The following is a 22,791-nucleotide window of genomic DNA, read 5'->3' as shown; positions in this document are numbered from 1 at the left end:
CCATCGCGTATTCCTACTGTTCCCTTCTTTCATCAATCTGCACTAAAAACATTTATATTCATACGGTTACAAGAGTACCATTTATGTTTTTAGCTAACTTAGTTTCTTTCGAGAATAAACCATAGTGTGATTGTAATAAATTTACAGACGATACTACCTAACGCTCTTGGACAAAAAGTAGATATTTGAGCCTACGTTCGTCATATTGTGCCGAGCAGCCCTCTATCGGTAAACTAGCAATCATATTCTTCTCTAATCCCCCTATCAAACCATATGGCTTTGACCCAGATAATGACTTTCCCTTTGATATCGAATCTACAGTAGCGACAAAGTGCTTTGGGAATGCAATGATTGTTCTACTACTCTAAAGATAAATCTCTATAGGATTTCACATGCAGTTGAATGAGGCCATCGCCAATCAGATAGTCAAACGAACAATGAAAATCATTCCTCACTCTATCAACGTCATGGATGATAAAGGAAGAATCATTGGTTCAGGCGATCGAACTCGACTACATCAAAAACACGAAGGAGCCGTGCTTGCTATTAATGAGTGTCGTGTGGTGGACATTGATGAAGCAACCGCTCTACATCTTAAAGGCGTCAAACCTGGCATCAACTTCCCTATTATCTATCTCGAACGAATCATTGGTGTCATTGGTATTTCTGGGAATCCAGACCAAATACGCCACTATGGCGAGTTAGTGAAAATGACGGCAGAACTGATCGTTGAGCAAGCGGCGTTGATGTCCCAAGTCGAGTGGAATAAACGCCATCGTGAAGAGCTGGTATTACAGTTAATCCGAGGTGCGAGACTTAATGATAACCAGCTAACCACGATCGCAGAAAGGCTCGGACTCGATTTAACTCAGCCCAGAATAGCCGCGGTAGTCAAAGTCATCCCCGATAAAAATCACACGTTCTCTTTAGAGCATCTACAACAACTGGTGCATTTATTGGAATACCCAGAGCGAGATAACTTAGTGGGTATTCTTTCGGTGTCTAAAAACGAAGTTGTGGTTCTTAAACCGATTTCTCTTACAGACGATGGCTGGTCAAAGCAAGTAGAGACCAAGCGAATAAATCAGTTGCTAAGACGGGTGAAAAAACTCAGTAACTTCTCGATAAAAATCGCTCTAGGTGAGTACTTTTCAGGCGTTGATGGTTTAACTAAATCTTATGAAACGGCGCAATTGACTATGCAGTTGATTCGTAATCAACCGGGTGAAGTGTTCTTTTATCAAGATCATAAACTGCCCGTTTTGATGAGTTCTATCCTAGAAGAGCCATGGAAAGCGGAACAATTGCGCCAACCTTATGACTTATTGAAAAAATATGACACTAAGGGAGTATTAATCCGCACCGTTAGTGAGTATTTTGTCCAAAATTGTGACGCATGTCAGACCTGCCAAACTCTGCATATTCATAGAAATACCCTCAGATACCGACTAGAAAAAACCGAACAAATTACATCATTAAAAATCAACAAGTTAAATGACAAATTACAGCTTTACTTGGCTATCACTCTTTTTGATAAAAACTAGTCGATTTGTGCAAACCTACAAAAATACAACTATTTGAACAGGGTTATTTGTCCGAATGGCTAAAGACGCTTTTTACTTCAATCCCTATATTTGGCTAAAAATAATTCTTACAACTATGGAAATAGAACATGATTGAAGTCTCTACTCTCGGCGCGCTCGCAGCACTCGTTGTCGCGATAGCATTAATTCTGAAAAAAGTGCCGCCAGCTTACGGTATGATCATCGGTGCCCTAGTTGGTGGGGTGGTTGGCGGTGTGTCGCTCACTGAAACCGTTGGTTTAATGATTGGTGGCGCTCAAGGCATTGTTACTGCCGTTCTGCGTATACTGGCCGCCGGTGTTCTTGCTGGCGTGTTAATCGAATCTGGTGCTGCCACATCTATCGCAGAAACTATTGTCAAAAAGGTCGGAGAAACTCGAGCGCTGCTGGCTCTGGCGCTAGCAACGATGATCCTGACGGCTGTCGGAGTATTTGTTGATGTTGCCGTTATTACTGTATCGCCTATTGCGCTCGCTATTGCTCGCCGTGCGGACATTTCAAAAACCGCTATCTTGCTCGCTATGGTCGGTGGCGGTAAAGCGGGTAACGTCATGTCGCCAAACCCAAATGCGATTGCCGCCGCCGATGCCTTTGATGTTCCGCTGACTTCGGTCATGGCAGCAGGTGTTGTACCGGGTTTATGTGGTCTAATTCTGGCTTATTTCATCGCTAAAAAATTGGTCAACAAAGGCACTAAAGTCGCGGAAAGTGAAGTGGTCGCGGTCGATCATAGCAAACTGCCGACTTTCACCGCTGCGATTATTGCCCCACTGGTTGCTATCGCCCTACTCGCTCTTCGTCCTATTGCGGGTATTAACGTCGACCCTTTAATCGCCTTACCGTTAGGCGGTCTTATTGGTGCTGTTGTGATGGGTCGTTTCAAAGACACTAACCATTTCGCAGTATCAGGCCTAAGCCGTATGGCGCCTGTTGCAGTCATGCTTCTTGGTACAGGAACACTGGCTGGTATTATCGCCAACTCTGGTCTTAAAGACGGTCTGATCGATATTCTTACCGCATCTGGTTTACCTTCTTACCTACTTGCTCCAATTTCTGGTGCGATGATGTCGCTTGCGACCGCATCAACTACCGCAGGTACAGCGGTAGCGTCAAACGTATTTAGTCACACTATTCTCGAACTTGGCGTTCCTGCACTTGCTGGCGCAGCCATGATTCACTCTGGTGCAACCGTATTAGATCACATGCCACACGGTAGCTTTTTCCATGCAACAGGTGGGGCGGTACATATGGACATCCGTGAGCGTCTTAAACTTATTCCTTATGAGTCTGCGGTTGGATTAATGATCGCATTTGTCTCAGTGATGATGTTTGGTGTATTCGGTCTGTTTGTTTAAGGCATTGAGGTAAAAAATGAAAATTGTAATTGCTCCTGATTCGTATAAAGAAAGCTTGACCGCAATGGAAGTGGCAACCTCTATTGAGAAAGGTTTCAAACACGTATTACCTCACGCGGAATACATAAAATTGCCAATGGCAGATGGTGGCGAAGGTACCGTTCAATCCCTGGTGGATGCGACTGGTGGAAGAATCGTATCACATCACGTCACCGGCCCGCTTGGCCAACAAGTAGAAGGCTTCTACGGCTTGTTAGGCGACGGTAAAACGGCCATTATTGAAATGGCGGCAGCATCCGGTCTACACCTAGTTGAACCTGAGTTCCGCAATCCGTTACTGACAACAACATACGGTACTGGTGAATTGATTCGAGCAGTGCTTGATCGTGGCGTAGAGCATATCATTGTTGGTATTGGCGGCAGCGCAACCAATGATGGCGGCTTAGGTATGGCTCAGGCCTTAGGCATTCGCATGCTAGATGCTGCTGGTCAGTCACTGACTCATGGTGGTGGTGCACTGGCGAACTTAGTAACCATCGACACCTCAAACCTCGACCCTCGTTTAGCAAATATTCGTTTGGAAGTCGCTTGTGATGTAGATAACCCACTATGTGGTCCGAAAGGCGCATCACATGTATTTGGTCCTCAGAAAGGCGCGACACCAGAGATGGTCGAGCAGCTTGATCACAACTTAAACCATTACGCAGAGGTGATGAAAGCACAACTCGGTAAAGACGTAAAAGAGATAGCAGGGGCGGGAGCAGCAGGTGGCTTAGGCGCAGCGCTGCTTGGACTATTAGACGCAGAGCTAAGACCGGGCATCGACATTGTCATGGATGCGGTGAATCTTAGTGACGTTCTTAGAGATGCTGACTTAGTCATTACCGGAGAAGGCCGAATCGACAGTCAAACCATTCACGGTAAAACACCGATTGGCGTCGCCCGTAGCGCGAAACAATATGGCTTACCTGTCATTGGCATCGCTGGTTGCTTGTCGTCCGATTGCAGTGTGGTTCACGCACACGGTATTGATGCCGTCTTTGCGGTCGTAAATAGAGCAACAGATCTCGCCACAGCCTTGAAAGAAGCGGCTGAAAATGTAGAGCAAACATCGCGCAATATTGCCCAAACCTACTCGCTAAGGAAATAGATGCCTCGCAGCGATGTTAATGCTCTTCAGCGATCGACGAATGAATCAATGATGTAGGGAAGCCGCTTGCTTCCCTTTTTTCATGCCCAAGCAACCTCAACATAATTGAGCTAAAAAATTTTCTTTCGCCCAATAAAAAACGCCCCAGTCAAAAACTGACTGGGGCGCTGAATCAGCCTAATCCAATAACGTGAAACAAAAGGTCTGAAAGATAGAACATCTTACCTCTGTACCTACGAGTATTAATGTACAACAATTAGTCATAATTGCAAAGAATTTTTGTAGTTTTTTTTCATTAAACTTTTATTAAGCAACATTAAACATCAGAACTCCCCGTCTTTTTTAACATCAAAAAAAAGCCAGCGTTTGTGCGCTGGCTCATGTTTAATTGAACATTTTGCTTTAAAAGTGACTAATGAGCCTGATCCCAGCTCTCTCCATGCCCCGCTTCCGCAACAAGAGGGACTTTTAATTCGGCAGCTGATTCCATGAGTTTCTGTACTTTACTTTCAATTTCGGACAATGCTGACTCTTCGACTTCGAATACCAGTTCATCGTGTACTTGCATCAACAACTTCACTCGGCCATCACCTTCAGCTTGAATCCATTCCGCCACCAAAAGCATCGCTTTTTTAATGATGTCTGCCGCGGTACCTTGCATCGGCGCGTTGATCGCAGCACGCTCCGCAGCCTTACGACGCATCCCGTTACGTGACTTAATTTCAGGTAAGTACAAGCGGCGACCATAAATGGTTTCAACATACCCCTTTTCTGCTGCAGTGCTGCGCGTATCTTCCATATACTGCATAACGCCTGGATAACGTTCGAAATACTTATCCATATAAGTCTGAGCTTCGCCGCGCGGGATACCCAATTGCTTTGCTAAACCAAACGCACTCATACCATAAATAAGGCCGAAGTTAACCGCTTTTGCTCGGCGGCGTTGCTCGCTAGACACTTGCTCAATATCGATGCCCATGATTTCGGCAGCTGTGGCGGTGTGAATGTCTTTTCCATCACGGAAGGCATCCAACAAAGCTTGGTCACCGGAAAGGTGAGCCATGATACGCAGTTCAATTTGCGAGTAGTCAACCGCAAGAATTTTGCATCCAGCAGGCGCAACAAATGCCTGACGAATACGACGCCCTTCTTCGTTACGAATTGGAATGTTCTGTAAATTTGGTTCGGTCGAAGATAAACGTCCTGTAGCGGTTACCGCTTGATGGTACGACGTATGCACTCGCCCTGTGGTTGGGTTGATCATCTTCGGTAGCTTGTCTGTATATGTTGACTTAAGCTTCGCTAAGCCACGGTATTCCAAAATCAGCTTAGGTAATGGATAATCCAACGCCAACTCTTGTAACACTTCTTCATTGGTCGATGGTGTGCCAGAAGGGGTTTTCTTCACAACTGGCAAACCCATTTTATCAAACAGGATCGCTTGCAGTTGTTTTGGTGAGTTCATATTGAACTCTTGCTCTGCGATCTCGTAAGCTTTTTGTTCGAGCTCTTCAAGGCGTGCGGCAATTTCTACCGACTGCGCACTCAGCTTCATGTCATCAATCAATACACCCGTACGTTCAATGCGAGAGAGAACTGGCACCAACGGCATTTCGATCTCTTCATAAACTGATTTCAGCTTTTCATCTTGCTCAATGTTGGCAAACAAACGGTTATGTAAACGTAACGTGATATCGGCATCTTCCGCCGCATAAGGTGCTGCTTGATCAAGTTCGATTTGGTTAAAGGTTAACTGGTTTTTACCTTTACCAGCGATCTGCTCAAATGAGATGCAGCTGTGTTGCAGGAAGCGCAGCGCCAAGCTGTCCATGTCATGCTTGCCACCCACACTGTTATAGACATAAGAAGCAAGCATGGTGTCGTGTTTAATGCCCTTCATCTCAATGTCATAGCGCGCGAGCACAGAAGCATCATACTTCAAGTTCTGGCCCACTTTGGCTTGAGACTCATCCTCTAAGATTGGTTTTAATTGCGCTAATACCCAATCGCGATCCAGTTGCTGAGGCGCATCTAAGTAATCATGTGCAACTGGTACATACGCAGCAACACCTTCTTCGGTGGCAAATGATAAACCGACGAGGTTAGCTACCATGTAATTGAGGCTGTCGGTTTCCGTGTCAAATGCAAACAGGTCAGAGGCTTTAAGCTTTTCTAACCATACGTTAAACGTCTCTTCATCCAAAATCGTTACATACTGACTGCGGTCAATGGTGACTGCAGATGCTTCCAACTCAGACTGAGCAGAAGATGAATGAGCTTGTGTCGAGCCTGCGAGTTCAACCGCTTCCGTCGAGCCTGAGCCACCTTCTAACAGCTCATTCAGCCACGATTTAAAGGTCAGCTGTCCATACAGTTGAATCAGCTCATCTTTATTCGGTTCACCTTTAACTAACGACTCTGGGGTTTCTTCAAGCTCGACGTCCAGTTTGATGGTCGCCAACTCGTAAGACAACATTGCATTCTCTTTGTTGTCGATAAGTTTCTTTGCCATCGTTTTAGAACCACGGAAACCCAATGGGGCTATATCATCTAAGTTTTCGTACAGCTTTTCCAAACTGCCGATACCTTGCAACAAGGCCGTTGCCGTTTTATCCCCAACACCCGGAACACCCGGAATGTTATCCACTTTATCGCCCATCAGTGCCAGATAGTCGATGATCAGCTCTGGTGGGATACCAAATTTTTCCACTACCCCTTCTCTATCCATGACAACGTTCGTCATGGTGTTGATCAGCGTAATGTTATCATCTACCAACTGCGCCATATCTTTATCACCAGTACTGATTAGTACGGGCATACCCTTTTGCGACGCTTGATGAGCCAGTGTGCCAATCACATCATCGGCTTCCACACCCGGTACACAAATTAAAGGTAACCCCATCGCACGAATTACATTGTGCAACGGTTCGATTTGGCAGCGAAGATCATCCGGCATGGGCGGACGGTTGGCTTTGTATTCTGGATACATATCGTCACGGAAAGTTTTTCCTTTCGCATCGAAAACCACGGCTATACGCTCGGAGGCAAACTGACGCATCATGCTGCGCAACATGTTCACTACGCCATAAACCGCATTGGTCGGGATTTCCCCATTGCTCATTGTGCCAGGTAGGCATGAAATGCGCGATAGAGGTAAGAAGAACCGTCGATAAGAATCAACGGATTTTCAGGAATACTTGCCATATTTGTCTGTATCCAATTTAGTACTTGAGAGATGGGTCTAGGATGCCATGACTGCTGATCTGAATCTATCTTGTTCGCTCGATCCAGATCGCGTAAATTTTGCGAGTATATACACTAAAACACACCTCGCCCTGTGGATAACTCTGTTCATAGAAATTATCCACTGGTTATCCAAAAGCAAAAAAAACGCGAAACAATGAATATAAACAACTGTTTTATATGAAATAGATCGGGATAGGATAAAAAGATCGACGATCCTAAAACGATCCTTACATGTGGAAAAGTTACAGATAGTGACGTCAAATAAAATCGTAGGGAAGAAAAAAGCGACCCAATTGGGTCGCCTAGCAGAAGCGGTAAAGTCGATACCATCGATGTGGTCGCTTAACCAATAAGCTATAAATTACACTGGAAGCAATGTGAGCAATGTCGTGTCAAAAAGAATTAGTACAGATCCTGAAACCGTTTCATTATCTTCTCAACTATCGTCAATCAGCAATCAAACGCTCTTAAGAACTTTCCTCATTCCCTAAGACAGGGTTAATAATAATGATTCTCATTTCACAGTCAATAGTTAAATGAGAAAAAATCTCATTTATTTTTCATCGCTCGCTTAAATCGCTTCCAAAGTTATTTAAGGTGCTGGGCAGCTTGTGCATTTTCTTCAGCCAGCCACTCTGCGACATCTTTGGCAAAATAAGTAAGAATGCCATCAGCGCCAGCACGTTTGAAGCAAAGCAGTGACTCCATTACCGTCTCTCGCTCTTTGAGCCAGCCATTAAGAATGGCCGCTTTATGCATGGAATATTCACCTGATACTTGATAGGCAAACGTTGGGACTTGGAGCTCGGTTTTCACGCGACGAACGACGTCTAGGTAAGGCATACCTGGCTTCACCATCACGGAATCAGCGCCTTCGTTGATATCTAGCGCGACTTCATGAATCGCTTCGTCAATATTGGCAGGATCCATTTGGTAGTTCTTCTTATTCGCCCCTTTTAGGTTAGAAGAAGACCCCACAGCATCACGAAATGGACCATAGTAATTAGAAGCGTATTTTGCGGAGTAAGCCATGATCTGCGTATGAATATGGCCTTCTGCTTCTAGCGCTTCACGGATTTTACCGATACGACCATCCATCATGTCTGATGGTGCAACCACATCAGCACCGGCTTCGGCGTGAGACAAGGCTTGCTTGACTAATACTTCTGTCGTTTCGTCATTCATTACGTAGCCATCTTCATCGATGATGCCGTCTTGACCATGGGTAGTAAATGGGTCGAGAGCCACATCGGTGATAACACCAATTTGCGGAATATGTTCCTTTAATGCGCGCACGGCACGCTGGACCAAACCTTCTGGATTGTAGGCTTCTGTCGCGCAGATGCTTTTTGCATCTTGATTCACGACAGGGAAAAGGGCGATTGCTGGCACACCAAGATTGGCTAAGTATTGTGCTTCTTCTAGCATTAAATCAATCGACAATCGCTCCACACCCGGCATGGATTCAACGCTTTCACGACGATCTTTGCCCATGAGAATGAACATCGGGTAAATCAAATCGTTAACAGTAATTTGGTTTTCAGCCATTAGGCGGCGGCTAAAGTCATGCTTACGTAAACGACGCATGCGACGTGCAGGGAATAGACCTTGAATTGATACAGACACCATGTTCTCCTTGTCTGGACGGTTATGATGATCAAATCATCGGGTGAGCAAAATCATATCACTCCTGATTCATGTTGCGAGTGATGATTAGAAAAAAGGTGAGGAAAAATCGGAAAATGACCCAGCACTCACACTCAAGTATACTGCGATTAGCACCCAAACAAAGAAGCTAGAGACCAACCATGATCGACACCCATGCACATATCTACGCCAGTGAATTTGATGGCGACCGAGATGAAGTCGTCAACCGCGCCTTAGAACAAGGCATCAATAAGATTTTGCTGCCAAATATTGACTTGGATTCGATTGAACCAATGTTGCAAACTGAAGCCGCTTATCCTGAGATTTGTCGCTCTATGATGGGGCTGCATCCTTGTTATGTCGACGAAAACGTCGAGCAAAGTCTAGAAATTATCCGCGGCTGGTTTGAAAAACACTCGTTCATTGCTGTGGGCGAAATTGGTATCGACCTGTATTGGGATAAAACCTATCGCGCCGAACAGGAAAAGGCGTTTGTCACCCAGCTCAACTGGGCCAAAGAGTTGGACTTACCAGTCGTGATCCACACTCGTGATTCCATTGAAGAAACGCTCTCCTTGCTACGTCAAGAACAAGATGGCCAGCTGCGAGGAGTGTTCCACTGCTTTGGTGGCAGCTTGGAAGAAGCACAAGCGATTAACAAGTTAGGCTTTCATCTTGGCTTGGGCGGTGTATCGACATTTAAAAACGGCGGTATGGACAAAGTCATCCCACACCTTGATATGCAGTGGGTTATCCTAGAAACCGACTGCCCTTATTTAGCGCCAGTGCCTCATCGTGGTAAACGTAACGAACCCGCCTATACTTCACTCGTTGCTCAACGAATTGCGGAACTGAGAGGTGTCAGTATCGACGACATCGATCGGCAAACAACAAGCAATGCAGAAACACTGTTTAATCTGAATCAATAAGTCAGCAGCAATAATTCAAGCAAGACGGTAAGCACAGCAAGGCAAATAAATGCATTAGACGTGGAACAGGCTCAATTGAGGTTCTAAAATGAGTCATACTCCCAATTTATCAAGCAAATCACGGACAAGGAAGTACCGATGGATTTAGAACGTGTTTATTTGGTTATCAGTATTCTCGCTGGCATTGTTTTCTTATATACCTTGATTGCCAAACGCATCGAGCATTCGAGTATTTCTGGACCCATTGTGTACGTCTTGCTCGGGTTGCTACTGGGTGAACATGGCTTGAACATCCTTGGCACCTCGGCAGAAGCGAACGATTTGCGGCTGCTTGCCGACCTAACTTTAGCACTGATCTTATTCTCAGATGCTGCCAACTCCAACCTGGGTATTCTAAAACAGAAAGCCATCTATCCTCTTCGCATGCTGTTGCTGGGTCTACCTGGAGCAATCCTTTTAGGTACCTTGTTAGCCGTCGTCTTGTTCGATGTGCTTACCGTAGTAGAAGCCGCCATTCTTGCTACCATGCTGGCTGCAACCGATGCAGCATTAGGCAAAGCCGTCATTGCCAACCATAAAGTCCCCGCGCCAATTCGCGAAGGATTGAATGTAGAAAGCGGCCTCAATGATGGGCTGTGCGTACCGATACTGCTGCTATTAATTACTATCGCCACCAGTAATAACCTTGCTGATGTCAGCACCGTCGATGCCTTAACGGTATTTGCCGAGGAGCTGGGCATTGGTGTTTTAGTCGGTGTATCTTTGGCTTTCATCGGCACCAAGTTGCTGTTCTGGAGTGCGAAAAAAGGTTGGTTGAGTGAAGTCTGGCTACAACTAACCGTTGCCACTATCGCTCTGACAAGCTTTAGCCTCGCACAAACACTTCACGGCAGTGGTTATATCGCCTCTTTTACCGGGGGATTGCTGTTTGGGCACCTCGTTTCTCGTCATAAACATAAGCTGATTCTTACCACAGAAAGTATTGCCGAATTACTGGCAATGTTGACTTGGATTTTGTTTGGAGCCTCGGTGGTTGGACAATTCGTTGGTTTGTTCTCGGCAAATATGATTGTGTATGCCATCATCAGCCTAACCCTCGTGCGCATGCTACCCATTTATCTCTCTTTCCTCGGTAGCTCGGTCCCTGCTCGTCATCGTTGGTTTATGGGGTGGTTTGGTCCACGAGGGCTGGCCAGTATCGTTTTTGCCATCATCGTACTCGATGCAGAATTACCAGGAAGCAAGTTCATCGTCCTCACGGTAACGTGTACCGTGACTATCAGCCTGTTACTACATGGCATTACGGCCCGAGCTCTGTCAGAACGTATTGGCAGAAATTAGTTTTTTATTGAGCTTAGAGACAAAAAGAGCGAGCTTATGCAGCTCGCTCTTTCTCTTGCAAATTAAATCAATGTTCTACTCTTCTATCTCTTCGTCTTCCTCTTTGCGTGTATAGAAACGAGCGCACAACAAGCCCACTTCAAACAACAAACACATCGGGATCGCAAGTAAGGTTTGAGAAATCATGTCCGGTGGCGTGAGTACCATCCCCACCACAAATGCCGCAACGATAATATAAGGCCGCTTTGTTTTCAGGTCTTCAGGCGTTGTGGCTCCTGTCCAACACAGCAAAATAATTGCCACGGGTACTTCAAATGCCACACCGAATGCCATAAACAGCGCCAGAACAAAATCTAGATAGCTCGATATATCTGTCGCAAACTCCACACCACCGAGAGAAATAGCAGTAAAGAAGCCAAACACTAGCGGGAAAACAACAAAATAGGCAAACGCAACACCACAATAAAACAGCAATGAGCTCGAAAAAAGCAGCGGCATGATCAAGCGACGCTCGTGCTTGTACAAGCCTGGCGCGACGAAAGCCATATCTGATACAAAATAAAGGGAACCGAGAGAAACACCGATGCGATCAACGTCAGTTTCAAGGGTGTGAAAAACGGTGACGCAACATCCGTTGCAATCATTGTCGCCCCTTCAGGTAATCGCTCAACTAAAGGTGCAGAAACAAATTCGTAAATGTGATTCGAGAAATAAACTAGTCCAACGAACACCACCAATACTGCCAAGATTGCGCGCAGTAGTCGGTTGCGAAGCTCCAACAAATGACTAATTAAAGGTTGTGTCTGCTCAACGGTAGACATGGCAAACCTCTTTATAAAAAAACAGATCAAAAAGGAGCCACCAACATAAGGTCTGTGACCTAGCAGCTCCTCCTAATGAGACTATTCGGCTTTCTTATCTGCCGCTGTCACCTTAACTTCTTCCGCTTTATTTGCTGAATCCTCCTCCGACTCTGCTTTCACAGTATCAGCGTCTGAATCAGTTTTTTCTGCGTAAGGGCGGTTGACAGATTGCGCCGCTTTCTTCAATTCTTCAACCGAAGATTTCAGTTCTGGGGATAAATCATTCATCCCCATCTTTTCAGCTTTGCGCAAGTTTTCTTGCAACTCTTGGACTTTCAGCTCGTGAGACAATTCGTCTTTGACGTTATTTGCCATACTTTTAGCAGCACCGACGAAGCGAGATACACTACGTATCGCATGCGGCAAACGCTCTGGCCCAAGAACAACAAGACCTACAACAGATATTAATACCAGTTCCCAAAAACCGATATCAAACACGTTTTACGCCTGCTCTTTATCTTTTTTCGTTTCAGAAGCAGCTTCTTTTTGTTGCTGCGTTTCTAAACTCTTTGGCTCGAAGTCCGCGTCTTTGTCTTTTTTCGCTGTATCTTCGTCTTCGCTCATTGCTTTTTTGAAGCCTTTAACGGCACCGCCTAGATCACTACCAATACCACGCAGTTTCTTGGTTCCGAATAGCAATACAACAATTACAGCAATGATAAGAAGTTGCCAAACACTGATACCACCCATGCTTTTTACCTCGGGTCTTTAAACAAAAATGTATTTCAAGAGCTTACCGTTTAACGACGGTAAGCTCGCCAACTAAACAACCAGAATGTGACACCTGCCATGCCGCAGGCTAACGATAGCTGGTCAAAAGCGTTATCCACCAATATTGCCGAGCATACGACTAAAGTAGCGCCAACACCAAATAAAAACTTACCTGTTGCCTGTTGCCGTTTGCTTTGACGATAACCTTGATAAAGCTGATCCATACGTTGGTTCATGGCTTTACCTTGTTTGAGACTATCATAAAGTAGCTCAGGTAACTCCGGTAATTTTTCCGCCCAAAATGGCGCGCGATCTTTAATGGCATTCACTAAAGCTTGCGGCCCCACTTGGTTCATCATCCACTCTTCAAGAAATGGCTTTGCGGTCTCCCACAAATCGAGTTGCGGATACAGTTGTCTGCCAAGGCCTTCCACGTAGAGTAACGTTTTTTGCAACAGGACTAATTGTGGTTGAACCTCCATATTGAATCGGCGCGCAGTATTGAACAAATTCAATAACACATGACCAAAGGAGATCTCACACAGCGGCTTAGCAAAAATAGGCTCACAAACAACGCGGATCGCAAACTCAAATTCATCGACATTGGTGTCTGCCGGAACCCATCCTGAGTCGACATGCAACTCAGCGACTCGGCGATAATCACGATTGAAAAACGCCAAAAAGTTTTCCGCCAAATAACGTTTGTCTTCACTATTGAGTGTACCAACGATTCCGCAATCCAGCCCAATCCACATCGGGTTTTCAGGATGTGCTGGCTTGACAAAAACATTACCTGGATGCATGTCAGCATGAAAGAAGCTGTCCCTGAACACCTGTGTGAAAAACACACTCACACCGCGCTCAGCAAGCAATTTCATATTGGTGCCATTTGCTTTCAAGCCTTCTATATCAGAAACTTGAATGCCATATATTCGCTCAGAAACCATGACAGTTTCATTACTGAAGTCAGGAAAAACTTCAGGAACATACAATTCTTCGCTGCCCTCGAAATTGCGACGTAATTGAATGGCATTCGCCGCCTCTCGACGCAAATCTAATTCATCAAGGAGGGTTTTCTCGTATTCACGAACCACTTCAACCGGTTTTAAACGACGTGCATCAGGCATTGCACCAGCGACTATACGCGCCATTCGGTGCATCAGTTTTAGATCTGAATCAATCACTGGGCGAATATCTGGGCGGATAACCTTTAATACCACTTCTTGGTTAGTCTCTTTTAGACGCGCAGTATGCACCTGAGCGATCGACGCTGACGCCAATGGTTTGATATCAAACTCGGTAAACCAGTTTTCTAACGGAGCACCTAATGCTTTCTCCATCTGCTGTTTTGCCAACTTGCCATCAAATGGGGCCACCTGATCTTGAAGCAACGCTAGAGGATCGGCGATATGCGGAGGAAACAAGTCACGTCGCGTCGACATCATCTGACCGAATTTAATCCAAACCGGACCCAGCTCTTGCAGGGCTAAGCGTAGACGATCACCTAACGGTTTATCTGGGTGTTTGTTTTTGATCCAGAATAAGCTTTTGCGCATCAATAGTGGGGCTTTCGTCAATTGATGCTCTGGTAGTAGCTCATCTAGCCCATATTCCAGTTGAACTTTGACGATGTGATATAAACGTTTTAATTCGGCTGGAGTCATGATTTCTCCAACATTGGCTTATCCAAACCCTGATTATTCAACATCGCATTCAAACGTGCTTCTACACGCGAAGCTTGGCTGCGAACATCGTCGACTTGATCGCAAAAGTAGGCGACTTCCAAGGGGCCAGGGGCTAACTTCCACTCTTCGGTGATCACTTCGGCGATATGGCGCTGGTGTTTTTCGGCTTGCGAGACTAAAAAGCTGCCCACATTTTTTGAGCCTTGAACCACCGTATGAGCCACGACATCGCCTGTCACTCGCGATAACCATTCTTCAATATCCGGTTTGCAATCCACCATCAATTGAGAGAATTTCTGTGCCAACTGGATATCCCCTTCTAACTCAAGCTTATCTTGCTTAATGAGACGAGTAATATTGGCTTGATCGCGCAGCTCAGGCAGCACACTTAAATGAAGAGATAGATAGCAATCTGGCTCACCTTCATAGTGCCCAAGCACATCAATTTGCTGACTAAAGACAAACGTCAATGTCTTGTTGATCTCTTTAAGATGAACTTGAATTACCTGACCTTTAAGGCGGGAAAGACGACGCACCAAAGCAGGATCGTCGTTAACCAGAGTATTCAAAGAAGTCTCAATAACAGCCGTGATAAGAGGTTCAAATGGCATGCCTGCTCCCTTAAAACTTATAACCACGGTGTAACGCCACGATACCACCGGTTAAATTGTAGTATTTGGTGTTCTCGAAACCGGCCTCTTGCATCATGCCTTCCAGAGTCTCCTGATCTGGATGCATACGAATAGATTCAGCCAAATAACGGTAGCTTTCCGCATCATTCGCCACCAATTCACCCATTTTTGGTAATAAGTGGAACGAGTACGCGTCATAAATTTTGGATAATGGGTCGAGAATGGGTTTAGAAAACTCAAGCACCAGCAGACGGCCGCCCGGCTTAAGTACGCGATACATCGAACGTAACGCTTTATCTTTATCGGTGACGTTACGCAAACAGAAGCTGATGGTAATCACGTCAAAATAATCATCTGGGAATGGCAGCTCTTCGGCATTAGCCTGAACATAATGCACGTTGCCGACAATGCCGTTGTCGCGCAGTTTATCGCGTCCAACATTGAGCATGGAGTTGTTAATATCCGCTAAGATGACATGACCTTGGTCACCGACAATACGCGAGAATTTTGCGGTAAGGTCACCAGTACCACCGCCAAGGTCCAAAATGCGTTGACCTGGACGAGCACCACTACAATCGATAGTAAAACGCTTCCATAAACGATGAATACCACCCGACATTAGGTCATTCATAATGTCGTATTTCGCTGCCACTGAATGGAAAACTTCCGCAACTTTGGTTACTTTTTCGTCTTTCGCCACGGTAGAGAAACCAAAGTGGGTGGTTTCGTTGTCTAATACTGTATTGGATTGCACGCTTTTGTCCGTCATTCTAATTCCTCTTCGGCAGCACTCTTTGACTGCGGGGCGTTTGCTGACAAATGATATTCGCCCACTATACTGCGGGCGATTAGTTTACTTTATCCTCAGCCGGATGTCTTTCTACTAACGGTTCATTTGGTGATTCATTTTCCGAAAATGATTCACTCTGTGCGAGCTGTGCGATGTCTGAGGATATTGGCCGCTTAATTTCCACACCTAAGTGTTTGAAACTTTCCGCTTGGCGGATCACATTACCACGTCCTGTAGCCAGTTTATTCATTGCGCCTTGGTAGGTTTGATTGGCTTTGTCCAGTGCCCCACCTAACCCTTCCATATCGTCAACAAATAAGCGCAGTTTGTCGTACAACTTGGTCGCTCGTTCGGCGATCATTTTGGCGTTTTCATTCTGACGTTCATTGCGCCACAAATTATCGATGGTGCGCAGAGCCACCAGCAGAGTCGTAGGGCTAACTAAAATAATGTTCTGCTCCATCGCGTCTTTGATGAGGCTAGGATCGGCTTGAATCGCCACCTGAAACGCTGGCTCTACTGGGATGAACATCAGCACATAGTCTAAGCTCTGAATACCTTTGAGCTTGTGGTAATCCTTCATGCTTAAACCTTTGATGTGCGCGCGCAAAGCAACCAAGTGCGCATTCAGTGCCTGATCACGTTCAGCATCGGTTTCAGCGTTGAAATAACGCTCGTACGCCACTAGCGCCATCTTCGAGTCCACGACCACCTGTTTATTGTGGGGAAGATACACAATCACATCTGGTTGATAACGCTTGCCCGCTTCATTTTGCAGGTTAACCTGGGTTTGATATTCATGCCCTTCGCGTAACCCTGATTCAGCCAGAACTCGTGCCAATACGACTTCACCCCAGTTACCTTGCTGCTTGTTATCCCCCTTTAATGCTTGAGTAAGATTGACCGCCTCACGTGTCATTTGTTCATTTAAACGTTGCAGATTCTTCAACTCATGAACCAGGGTATGACGCTCTTTCGCTTCCTGACTAAAGCTATCATTAACCTGCTTTTTAAACCCATCTAATTGATCTCTGAGTGGAGTGAGCAACGCGTCTAAACTCTGGCGGTTTTGTACATCCACTTTGGCGGTTTTTTCTTCAAAAAGTTGATTGGCAAGATGCTCGAACTGTTGTTTCAGGCGCGCTTCCGCTTGCTCTAAGATTTGTAACTTTTCTGCATTCGCTTGATTGATCTGTTCATGGCGTGCTTGCTGCTCTCTTAGTTGGGTTTCTAAGCGTGATTTGTGTTCACGCATTTGCCCAAGTTCATCAAAATACTGTTGCCGTTCCTGCTTCACGGCGTCGAAGTAGCGCAACTTTTCCATTGCTGCCATCAATTTACCGTGGGTTTGGCGAACTTCAAATGCGGCTTTATCCCTTTCGTCATCCAGTTCATCGAGCTCTTGCTGAGCATCAGCAAGGCTTTGCTTAACTTGCTCAAGTTGCTGTTGATGCAGTTGTTTTTCAGAGATTAACTGCTGCTCCAGAAGCTGAGTTTGGGTGATAAATCGCTGTTTTACCCACCAACCCGCAGCCACTCCACTGACAGCGGCGGCACAAAGAGAAGAAAGAAGGAGAGATTGGTGCTCAAGAATCCATTGCATAATAGCGAGTTAGCCTGTGTTTTATATCTATAACAATGGTATTTAGACACTGGATAAATGTCCAGTTTGTTGGATGAAAAATCCTCGCATACACTATGTATTCCTCGTATACACTATGTATTCCTCGCATATACTGGGTATTCAAAATAGTATGCTTGGCTAGGTTAACTTTTTATTACTTAAACGGTTTATCTCTCGAGCTATCTCGCGCAATACAATTATCTCACATAATACAGAGGCATCATGAATGAGCGTCGCGCCCTAGGATTTGGGCTCTCAGCAGTATTACTTTGGTCAACCGTTGCAACCGCATTTAAACTCACGCTTGCAGAGTTTACGCCGATCCAAATGTTGTGTATCGCCAGCATGGTTTCTGCTATTGCTCTTATCACCGTATGCAGCGTGCAAGGCAAATTAAGTCAACTCAGCGATACATTTCTCTCCAACCCTTGGTATTACCTACTGCTTGGTCTGATTAATCCGCTGGCCTATTACCTCATCTTATTCAAAGCTTATGATCTACTTCCCGCATCGCAGGCACAAGCCATCAACTATAGTTGGGCGATCACGCTAACCTTAATGGCCGCAGTTTTTCTCGGACAAAAAATTCGTAGTAAAGACTGGATAGCCTGCAGCTTCAGTTACTTAGGGGTCATTGTCATCGCAACACAAGGCAATGTACTGAGCATGACGTTTGAGAGTCCATTGGGCGTCGGCTTAGCTTTGCTCTCGACACTTTTGTGGGCTGGCTATTGGATTCTCAACACGAAAAACAAGGCCGACCCGGTGGTTGGCGTTTTACTCGGCTTCTTGGTAGCGATCCCATTTACCATCGCTTTAAGCCTCTACGAGGGAGCGAGTTGGGCAGCCATTTCAGCCAAAGGTTGGGCAGCGGTCACTTATGTTGGTCTATTTGAAATGGGGATCACGTTTGTCCTGTGGTTAAGCGCATTGAAATCAACACAGAACACGGCGCGCATTAGTAACCTGATTTTCGCTTCGCCGTTCATTTCTCTGATGCTGCTCGCCACCATTATTGGCGAAGAAATTCACCCTTCCACTCTCATAGGTCTGCTGCTGATTATAACTGGGTTAGTCATTCAGCAGGTCACCTTCGGCAAGAAAGAAAAAGCATCAAGTGTAACGTAATCATGGATTGGGAACTCAAATGCAAATAAGCACATACCGAGCCTCAACCGAGAGAGGTTAAAAGATCAGCAATCACCGCGGTTATTCGCTGTGTGCAACTTCTGACGAAGCAATGTGGTTGAGTTTAAACAGCTCCAACCGCTCAACTATAATGTTAATGCAGACTAATAACGGCATCCCGATTAACAGTCCCATGCCTCCCCACAGCCATCCCCAAAAGACCAGCCAAACAAAGATGACTAATGGATTTAAGTTAAACCGTTTGCCTAATAACGTCGGAGTGACAAATTGGCTCTCAACCAAATTGAGCAATAAATACAAAGACACCACGGTGAGCATAAAACTGACAGACTCAAATTGTAAATAGGCAGCAAAACCAAAGCAGATCATAGAGATAACTGGTCCTAAATACGGTGCAAAGTTCATGACACTGGCAAAAGCACCCCATAAGAACGGGTCTTCAAGGCCAAGTACATAAAAGACCAAGCCGACAGTGACTCCCAACAATACGTTGACTAGGGTAATTGTAGCGATATAACGGGATAAATCTTTCTGCAATGCTCTGACAAGTTCTACCGCTTTACGCTGCTGCGAAAAGTCATGCAGATTGGATACGGACTTACGGAACAAACTCCGCCCATGACTGAGCATAAAGTAAACCATAAACAGCACGAGCATCGCTTGGGTCAAAATGGTTGGAGCGGTGGTCGCGAGCGTCTTTATCAAAGAAAACACCGTATTGTGTCCCATCTCCCCCATACTCATATCATTGGTTATATTCAGTGAGGAGTCGATGTGTTCTGCCGACGCTCGAGTTACCTCGCTTACCTCTTGCGACACATTTTTAACAATGCTAGGTAGTTCCGACCACCACTGTTTAGCTGGTTCAAACATGGCGACGAGACCCACGACGGACACGCCGACCAAGAGTGTCAATGTAGTAACGACTGTGATGCTACGTGGAAAACCTTTGTCTTCAAAGTAATTGATTAAAGGGCTACACAAAAGAGAAATAAAAGCACTTAGGACAATAGGAAGCACCAAGGGTTTCGCAAAATACAGCCCAGGCACAAGTAAAAGAACCAGCAGAGCGACGCCAATCATCATATTGGTTGACGGATTCAGTTTTGCAGTCATAAAGTATGCCCGGTTGAGGTCAGTTAACAGCCGTTATTGAGGATCGCCACGGTCGACTGAGTTTGGAGAAGCAGCACTCACTGGTTTTGCGAGTGACTCTGTAATATCGGATACGCTGCTTGCGAGAAACCCCATTGAAGAAATGGAAGACGCCAAACGCGACAAGCGACCCGTTTTCGCAGCAGCGATCGCAAGAACGGTACTGATACCTAAGGTTGTCCAAGGATGCTCTCTGACAAACTTCTTGGACGTAAACGTGAACACTTCCATCGTCAGGCAACACTGCTTCAACGATGCCTTACCTTCCATTCGCTTAATCTTCACGGCTCGATTGAGCTTTCTTAGCGAGTGCATCCCAACCCTCCTGCAACTGCTCAGTGGTATTTTTGAATCCAAGAAAACCAACTAAACGCTTTTGCCACCAAGCCAAAGCGAATAGTGCTAAGGCTAGCGAGGTGATGAATACCAACACGGCAATGTACACGTTCAAAGTCAGTTGATAAGCCACCACACCAGATGCAAGACACAAACTGAACACGAACAATACCGAGAGCAACGTGAAGATAACCGCGCTCAACAAGAGTTGTTGAACAGCAGAAGCGTTCACTTTGACCTCCAACAAGAATAGCTCTAACGTCGAGCCTGACCATGCTTTTAGCGACTGAGTCAATGTATCCAATTGAGAAAAAATTGAGTTCAGTCCATTAATGGTTTGTTGAATATCCTGCTCTTCAGCTCCGTTGGGATCTCGACCACAATCCCCCGTGGTCGAGCCTGGCTGCGTATCTTGTCTTGGATCGCTTTGTTGCTGATGCGGTACGGGTCCAGAGTTACTCATTTGAACGATTACCTGTTGTTAAGTGGCTTAATGCGTTAAATGCGATAACTGAAATTACTTAATCAGTTTTGATACCGCCCAACCGGCCAGAAACGCGCAACCGATACTCAATAGTGGACGTTCCTTAATCACGTTTTCTGCTGACTTGGTCGCTTGTTGCACTCGCTCCGCTCCCACATCAAACTTTTCTTTGGCCTGTTCTTTCACTGCACCTACCGCTTCAGTCGTTGCCTGCTCGGCTAAATGATATGCTTCTTCCAACTGCTCTTGAGTTTTCGCTGTGCTTTGTTTTGTATTAGCCATGACTAGCCTCCGTTGATGTATTGAGTAAAGCTAAGGTATTGAGTAGAAAACAAGTGAATCTGCTTTTCCTACTCACCTACTCCTACACAAAGCGATAACCGTGCCAAAAATACAACTTATTGTTTTTAAACATATTAAAAGCAAATCCACACAAAACCGTCCTCTTTCTTTGTAATTATTTCCAGTTTTTCTTCTTCATGCTTGTAAATTTTTCTTAGCGTTGCTCGGTGACACCATCAATCACCACAACAAAAATAAATAACTAATTGATTAAAATAAATAAAACACCATTGGCACACTCCCTGCTTACGTTCAAATAATCGTGTGTAATGATTTGTGCAAAGCTGAGCGCTTAGCGAGCGTAAAACTTTAACCTTTGAATAAGTGGTAAGTGAGGCGAAAAAAGCTAACTCACCACATTATCTGGACGCACTACATTAACTTGACCAATAGATGTGGGCTTTCACTAATAGCTTCATCATTAGCAAATTCATTAAAGGAGTGAGCGATGAAAAATGAAAATATCTCCTCGATCATTGAGCTCATTGAGAGTGGCAATGACATTTATGACAAAGCGATTAACAACATTGACAATACCGCTCTGAACCAGGTGCTGCTGGAACTGCTTCAAACACGCAAACGTGCCGTGCTTGAACTGCAACCTCACGCTGTGGGAAACACAGATGATTCGGCGGATGACACGCCTGTTTCGTACACCATCAAGGCTCGTGAAGTGTACAGCGATGTGATGAAAGAGGTCTCGACAGACAAAGAAACCATGTACCTTGAACAGCTTGAAGGAGTGGAAAGCAAGGTACTCAAAGAAATTGAAAAACTGATTGTAGACCAACCAGAGCAAGCGGATAACGCCGTGCTACTCAAAGTTCGTAGTGATATCAAGAGTGCGAAAGAAAAACTCAGCAGTATCAGCCTAATCAGCTAGTTGGTAACAACCGATAGAGAATTGGTAATAAAACAATCACCAGCGAGTCATCAAGAGCAAAGCAATGGTCACGTCGTTTGACCATTGCTGTTGTACTTCTACAACTTAAAGAGGTTTGTATGACATTTGATAATCATCGAGTAAGGGAGCTACTCGTAAAAATGACACATCACCGCCAAACGTGTCTGCCCCTGGTGAATCCACAATCGCACATGACACTGGCAAGAGCAGCCTATCGATTCGTGAAGATAGAGAAAGTGATGATAAAAAAGATGGCTGAGTTATTCTTCGATCAAGACGGTGAACAATTCATTGCAGAAAATGCCACAGAGCATGGTGTCGCCGAGCTTGGTAATTATAAAGAGATGCATTTCATGAATAAGGTGTTATTGGACGAAGTAAAAGTGCTACTCAAAACCATCGATGACACCAATGTAACGGCCTTAGTTTCTTACTGGTTAGCCGCTTTACAAGTCGAAAATGATGAAATTGAAAAACACTTACCTCAAACCTCAGGGTAGGTAGACCTACCCTGATTTAACTCTCATCACCGTTGATGGCATCTTTGCCCGTTAAAGATGCTCGGCGAGTTAGATGTTTTTGTCGATGTAACCCTGTCAATGTAACAAGCCCCCATCAGACACGATGTAGTATTTCAAACACGAAGTCACATTCGATCGAATACCAAAAAGCCGCAGCGTCAAAACTGCGACCTTATCTTTATCTCATGTTTTTTAACCGACTTGTGTTTTTTAACCGAGTTGAGAGTGGTAAAAAGTGACACGCTTCCTCGGTGAACTATCTTTCTTTCTACCTGTTAGAACACTATCTGTTAGAACACTAGCTGTTAGAACATAGCAAGATGGCCAAACGCTTAGCTCATCTC

General features: G+C 45.2%; 20 protein-coding genes and 2 pseudogenes. 8 read left to right on the top strand and 14 right to left on the bottom strand.

Features of this window, described 5'->3' with window-relative positions; all coding sequences use genetic code 11:
- Window positions 1–392 precede the first annotated feature (392 nt).
- The 3 genes from SU60_RS12240 (at window position 393) to SU60_RS12230 (ending at window position 4,088) form a co-directional block, all read left to right on the top strand.
- A complete protein-coding gene (locus SU60_RS12240) occupies window positions 393–1,544 on the top strand; it encodes a sugar diacid recognition domain-containing protein (protein WP_041155745.1) in 1,152 nt (383 codons plus the stop codon).
- A 128-nt stretch (window positions 1,545–1,672) separates the two neighbouring features.
- On the top strand, window positions 1,673–2,938 hold the full coding sequence (locus tag SU60_RS12235; RefSeq protein ID WP_041155744.1) for a GntP family permease: 1,266 nt from the start codon (window positions 1,673–1,675) through the stop codon (window positions 2,936–2,938).
- Window positions 2,939–2,954: 16 nt separating this feature from the next.
- Window positions 2,955–4,088: a glycerate kinase gene (locus SU60_RS12230; protein WP_041155743.1), complete on the top strand. Its 1,134-nt coding sequence runs from the start codon at window positions 2,955–2,957 to the stop codon at window positions 4,086–4,088.
- A 172-nt stretch (window positions 4,089–4,260) separates the two neighbouring features.
- On the opposite strand, the gene spfP is transcribed toward SU60_RS12230, so the two are convergent.
- From spfP to hemB, 3 genes and pseudogenes are all read right to left on the bottom strand, one after another.
- Window positions 4,261–4,308 carry a small protein SpfP gene (gene spfP, locus SU60_RS22950; RefSeq protein WP_438356636.1) on the bottom strand — a complete coding sequence of 16 codons (48 nt, stop codon included), beginning with the start codon at window positions 4,306–4,308 and terminating at the stop codon, window positions 4,261–4,263.
- A gap of 192 nt (window positions 4,309–4,500) precedes the next feature.
- A pseudogene (polA, locus tag SU60_RS12225) lies at window positions 4,501–7,292 on the bottom strand (DNA polymerase I).
- A gap of 630 nt (window positions 7,293–7,922) precedes the next feature.
- Window positions 7,923–8,960: a porphobilinogen synthase gene (gene hemB, locus SU60_RS12220; protein WP_041155765.1), complete on the bottom strand. Its 1,038-nt coding sequence runs from the start codon at window positions 8,958–8,960 to the stop codon at window positions 7,923–7,925.
- A gap of 182 nt (window positions 8,961–9,142) precedes the next feature.
- Between hemB and SU60_RS12215 the strand changes: the two genes are divergently transcribed.
- Window positions 9,143–9,910 carry a TatD family hydrolase gene (locus SU60_RS12215; RefSeq protein WP_041155741.1) on the top strand — a complete coding sequence of 256 codons (768 nt, stop codon included), beginning with the start codon at window positions 9,143–9,145 and terminating at the stop codon, window positions 9,908–9,910.
- A 138-nt stretch (window positions 9,911–10,048) separates the two neighbouring features.
- Window positions 10,049–11,251: a cation:proton antiporter gene (locus SU60_RS12210; RefSeq protein ID WP_041155740.1), complete on the top strand. Its 1,203-nt coding sequence runs from the start codon at window positions 10,049–10,051 to the stop codon at window positions 11,249–11,251.
- A gap of 75 nt (window positions 11,252–11,326) precedes the next feature.
- Here the strand turns inward: SU60_RS12210 and tatC are convergent.
- From tatC to rmuC, 7 genes and pseudogenes are all read right to left on the bottom strand, one after another.
- Window positions 11,327–12,072, bottom strand: a pseudogene (gene tatC / locus SU60_RS12205) (twin-arginine translocase subunit TatC).
- Window positions 12,073–12,153: 81 nt separating this feature from the next.
- Window positions 12,154–12,552, bottom strand: a complete 399-nt coding sequence (gene tatB, locus SU60_RS12200) for a Sec-independent protein translocase protein TatB (protein ID WP_041155739.1) — start codon at window positions 12,550–12,552, stop codon at window positions 12,154–12,156.
- Between the two features lie 3 nt (window positions 12,553–12,555).
- Window positions 12,556–12,804, bottom strand: a complete 249-nt coding sequence (gene tatA, locus SU60_RS12195; protein ID WP_041155738.1) for a Sec-independent protein translocase subunit TatA — start codon at window positions 12,802–12,804, stop codon at window positions 12,556–12,558.
- Between the two features lie 50 nt (window positions 12,805–12,854).
- Window positions 12,855–14,489, bottom strand: a complete 1,635-nt coding sequence (gene ubiB, locus SU60_RS12190; protein ID WP_041155737.1) for a ubiquinone biosynthesis regulatory protein kinase UbiB — start codon at window positions 14,487–14,489, stop codon at window positions 12,855–12,857.
- Complete coding sequence (locus tag SU60_RS12185) at window positions 14,486–15,121, bottom strand: ubiquinone biosynthesis accessory factor UbiJ (protein ID WP_041155736.1); 636 nt, start codon at window positions 15,119–15,121, stop codon at window positions 14,486–14,488. The genes ubiB and SU60_RS12185 overlap by 4 nt, the downstream gene beginning before the upstream one ends.
- Window positions 15,122–15,131: 10 nt before the next feature.
- Entirely contained in the window at window positions 15,132–15,911 is a 780-nt protein-coding gene (gene ubiE, locus SU60_RS12180; protein ID WP_041155735.1) for a bifunctional demethylmenaquinone methyltransferase/2-methoxy-6-polyprenyl-1,4-benzoquinol methylase UbiE, read from the bottom strand.
- A gap of 79 nt (window positions 15,912–15,990) precedes the next feature.
- On the bottom strand, window positions 15,991–17,535 hold the full coding sequence (gene rmuC / locus SU60_RS12175) for a DNA recombination protein RmuC (RefSeq protein ID WP_041155734.1): 1,545 nt from the start codon (window positions 17,533–17,535) through the stop codon (window positions 15,991–15,993).
- Window positions 17,536–17,778: 243 nt separating this feature from the next.
- On the opposite strand from rmuC, the gene SU60_RS12170 reads away from it, so the two are divergent.
- Window positions 17,779–18,684 (top strand): DMT family transporter, encoded by a 906-nt coding sequence (locus tag SU60_RS12170; RefSeq protein WP_041155733.1) that lies wholly within the window; start codon window positions 17,779–17,781, stop codon window positions 18,682–18,684.
- An 81-nt stretch (window positions 18,685–18,765) separates the two neighbouring features.
- Here SU60_RS12170 and SU60_RS12165 read toward each other — a convergent pair whose 3' ends face one another.
- The 4 genes from SU60_RS12165 to SU60_RS12150 are packed head-to-tail and all read right to left on the bottom strand — an operon-like array spanning window position 18,766 to window position 20,962.
- The gene (locus SU60_RS12165; RefSeq protein ID WP_052481530.1) at window positions 18,766–19,821 is read right to left on the bottom strand and encodes an AI-2E family transporter; all 1,056 of its coding nucleotides are present in this window, start codon (window positions 19,819–19,821) and stop codon (window positions 18,766–18,768) included.
- 33 nt (window positions 19,822–19,854) lie between these two features.
- Window positions 19,855–20,175: a DUF883 C-terminal domain-containing protein gene (locus SU60_RS12160; RefSeq protein ID WP_245228399.1), complete on the bottom strand. Its 321-nt coding sequence runs from the start codon at window positions 20,173–20,175 to the stop codon at window positions 19,855–19,857.
- Complete coding sequence (locus SU60_RS12155; RefSeq protein ID WP_041155731.1) at window positions 20,135–20,659, bottom strand: hypothetical protein; 525 nt, start codon at window positions 20,657–20,659, stop codon at window positions 20,135–20,137. Before SU60_RS12155 ends, SU60_RS12160 begins: the two co-directional genes overlap by 41 nt.
- A 54-nt stretch (window positions 20,660–20,713) precedes the next feature.
- Complete coding sequence (locus SU60_RS12150) at window positions 20,714–20,962, bottom strand: hypothetical protein (protein ID WP_041155730.1); 249 nt, start codon at window positions 20,960–20,962, stop codon at window positions 20,714–20,716.
- Between the two features lie 508 nt (window positions 20,963–21,470).
- On the opposite strand from SU60_RS12150, the gene SU60_RS12145 reads away from it, so the two are divergent.
- Together SU60_RS12145 and SU60_RS12140 are read left to right on the top strand one after the other, a co-directional pair.
- Window positions 21,471–21,905, top strand: a complete 435-nt coding sequence (locus SU60_RS12145) for a DUF2383 domain-containing protein (protein ID WP_041155729.1) — start codon at window positions 21,471–21,473, stop codon at window positions 21,903–21,905.
- A 119-nt stretch (window positions 21,906–22,024) separates the two neighbouring features.
- Window positions 22,025–22,426 (top strand): hypothetical protein, encoded by a 402-nt coding sequence (locus tag SU60_RS12140; RefSeq protein ID WP_041155728.1) that lies wholly within the window; start codon window positions 22,025–22,027, stop codon window positions 22,424–22,426.
- Window positions 22,427–22,791: the final 365 nt, after the last annotated feature.

The organism is Vibrio mytili (assembly GCF_000830505.1).
GTDB classification, from domain to species: Bacteria; Pseudomonadota; Gammaproteobacteria; order Enterobacterales; family Vibrionaceae; genus Vibrio; species Vibrio mytili.
This window is presented reverse-complemented; position numbering and strand designations above follow the sequence as displayed.